The organism is Chelativorans sp. (assembly GCF_031180965.1).
Classification (GTDB): domain Bacteria; phylum Pseudomonadota; class Alphaproteobacteria; order Rhizobiales; family Rhizobiaceae; genus Chelativorans.
In genome coordinates this window covers 1-2,463 of record NZ_JAPSLH010000059.1, presented here as the reverse complement: position 1 = coordinate 2,463, position 2,463 = coordinate 1, and the positions used below count along the sequence as shown (strand labels likewise).

3 protein-coding genes and 1 pseudogene are annotated in these 2,463 nt (G+C 65.0%); 2 read left to right on the top strand and 2 right to left on the bottom strand.

Translation table 11 applies throughout. The features are described from left to right. Positions 1-465 (top strand): Lrp/AsnC family transcriptional regulator (locus RIN79_RS21455; RefSeq protein WP_309086738.1); only part of this gene is annotated, 465 nt, incomplete at its 5' end. Between the two features lie 144 nt (positions 466-609). On the opposite strand, the gene RIN79_RS21450 is transcribed toward RIN79_RS21455, so the two are convergent. Then, on the bottom strand, positions 610-1,539 hold the full coding sequence (locus tag RIN79_RS21450; protein WP_375165994.1) for a DMT family transporter: 930 nt from the start codon (positions 1,537-1,539) through the stop codon (positions 610-612). 105 nt (positions 1,540-1,644) lie between these two features. Here RIN79_RS21450 and RIN79_RS21445 point away from each other — a divergent pair, with 105 nt between their 5' ends. Further along, positions 1,645-2,106 (top strand): Lrp/AsnC family transcriptional regulator, encoded by a 462-nt coding sequence (locus RIN79_RS21445; protein ID WP_309086737.1) that lies wholly within the window; start codon positions 1,645-1,647, stop codon positions 2,104-2,106. A gap of 27 nt (positions 2,107-2,133) precedes the next feature. Here the strand turns inward: RIN79_RS21445 and RIN79_RS21440 are convergent. Beyond that, positions 2,134-2,463: pseudogene (locus RIN79_RS21440) on the bottom strand (hypothetical protein); the annotation flags it as partial.

Genomic DNA, 2,463 nt, shown 5'->3' with positions numbered 1-2,463 from the left:
CGGAATGCCCGGGCCAGTGTCGTCGAACTCGCCCAGCGCATCGGCCTTTCACGGAGCGCCACGCAGGAGCGCCTGGGCCGCCTGGAGCGCGAGGGAGTGATCGCCGGCTACACGGTTCGCCTCGGCTCGCGGAGATCCCAGTCCCGGCTGAGGGCTTGGCTCATCGTTCGCCACGGCAAGCAGGGCGGCTGCGCCCGGATCATTCCCGTCCTGCGGACGCTTCCCCAGGTGCGCTCGGCCTTCTCGGTGGCGGGCGATCTCGACCTGCTGGTCGAAGTCGATGCGGCCGGAACCGGCGAGCTCGACCGCATCCGCGCCCGGGTGGAGGAGATTCCCGGCGTGAGGGAGGTGACGACGCATATCGTCCTCACCACGCATTTCGAAGGGCGCGGGGTCGAGGAGGCTGAAGGCGGCGTCTCTGGCAGCGTGGAGATCCTGCAGGCGCGCCGCGAGCGGAACGGCTGAAGGAGCATCCGGAGCAACGGACCTCTATCCGGTTTGAGCTCCGCTGCCCCATCCCTTTATTGGCGCATCGTGCGGAAAACCGGATTCTACCTTTCCGCACGATGTTCGAAGGCACTCCCTGAAACGCCCGCGCCGGGCTCGCTCTTAAACGCTTTCCGACTTGGCCGGCTTTCCCTTAGGCAGGAGCCCCGACAGGCTTTCGGGCAGCTTCCATCCCAGGTTCAGGCCCGCGGCGGCGAGCAGGATGACAACCGCGCCGGCGAGTTGCGGCAGCTCGAGATGCTGGCCGAAGGCGATGCGGTCCACGATGATCGCGACGACCGGGTAGATGAAGGAGAGCGCACCGACGATGATGGTCGGCAGCTTCTGGATCGCGCCGTAAAGCAGCACATACATCAGCCCTGTATGCACGACGCCGAGCGCGATGAGGTTGCCCCACTGGAAGGCGTTCTGCGGCCAAGTCTGGAAATCCGCGAAGGGGGCGAGCAGGATGATTCCGAGGGAGACCTGGATCAGGGCGATCAGGTGCGGCGGCGTGCCCTTGAGCTGCTTGGCGACCAGAGCGGCGACGGCATAGAGGAAGGCCGCGCCGAGGGCCAGCGCAATGCCGACGAGATAGGCACCGCGCAGGGACAGGGCGGAGGGCTCGAACTGGATGATCAGCAGCATCCCGGCGAACGCCATGACGAGCCACATGAGCTTGGCGAGTGTCACCTTCTCGCGCAAGAAAAGAGCGCCGAGGCCCACGAGCATGAAGGGCTGCGTGTTGTAGACCGCCGTCGCGATGGAGATCGACGCGCGCGAGAATGAGGCGAACAGCAGCACCCAATTGAAGACGATGGCCGCCCCGCCCAGCAGGGCCAAGGCGAAGGCGCGCTTTGAGATCACGTCGGGGCGCAAGAGGCCGAGGACGGCGCAGACGACGAGCAGGGTGACGGCGCCGAACAGGCAGCGGAAGAACACCACGTTGAAGACCGGCTGCGCGGACAGGACCACGAGCAGGCCGATCGTGCCCGAAATCACCATGGCGCCCGTCATTTCGGCAACGCCGCGGCCCATACCTTCCTTGATCATCGCGACCTCCCTGAAGTGCGATATTTCTCGCACCTTCGTTCCGAATTCTCTATAATCAAACGAAGGCGTATCCGTCTTTCGGCCTTGATCTTTGAGACAAAATCGATGAAGCACTTTCAAATCCATTCCGAGCTGGATCAAGTCGATCAGCAGATCCTGACGATTCTGTCGAAAGATGCCCGGATCTCCATCAGCGACCTCAGCCGCCAGGTAGGCCTGTCGGCCCCGAGCGTATCGGAGCGCATCCGGCGCATGGAGGCGCAGGGCGTGATCGAGGGCTTCACCGTGGATGTCAGTCCGCGCGCCCTGGGCTACACATTGCAGGCGATCGTCCGCGTGAACCCTTTGCCCGGCATGCTGCATGTGGTCGAGCGGCTCATCCAGGAGACGCCGCAATTCGTGGAATGCGACAAGGTGACGGGAGACGATTGTTTCGTCTGCCGCCTTCACCTGCGCTCCATCGAAGAGCTCGACCAGGTGCTCGACCAGCTCGCCGAGAAGGCGCGGACCAACACGTCGATTGTCAAGGCAACGCCCGTCAAGCGCCGCTTGCCGCCCCTGCGCTGACCTCTCATATCACGAGGCATTTCCGACTCATTCCGCCGGAGCGGCGTTCCGCTCCACGAGGAAACTCGCGATCCGGCCCCAGTGCCGCTCACAGCGGCTGCGGCGGAAGAAGCCGAAATGGCCGATGCGTCCGCCTTCCACGCTCGCGGCCGGGATCAACGCGCGCCGGACCTGCGCGCCCGTGAAGGCCCGGGCCAGCCGCTCCACGGCCGCGGGAGGCGCATAGGCATCATCGTCGAAATGGATCACTTCGAGGGGAGTGGCGACGGCGGCGAAACTTTCCGCCGCGCGGAGCCGAGGATCACCGAACAGGTAATCCGGCGTGAGGCACCAGCGCCCCCACTGGCGCATCACTTG

Coding starts and splice junctions, on each gene's coding strand:
- RIN79_RS21445 (WP_309086737.1), top strand. CDS start 1,645: ATGAAGCACTTTCAAATCCATTCCGAGCTGGATCAAGTCGATCAGCAG.
- RIN79_RS21450 (WP_375165994.1), bottom strand. CDS start 1,539: ATGATCAAGGAAGGTATGGGCCGCGGCGTTGCCGAAATGACGGGCGCC.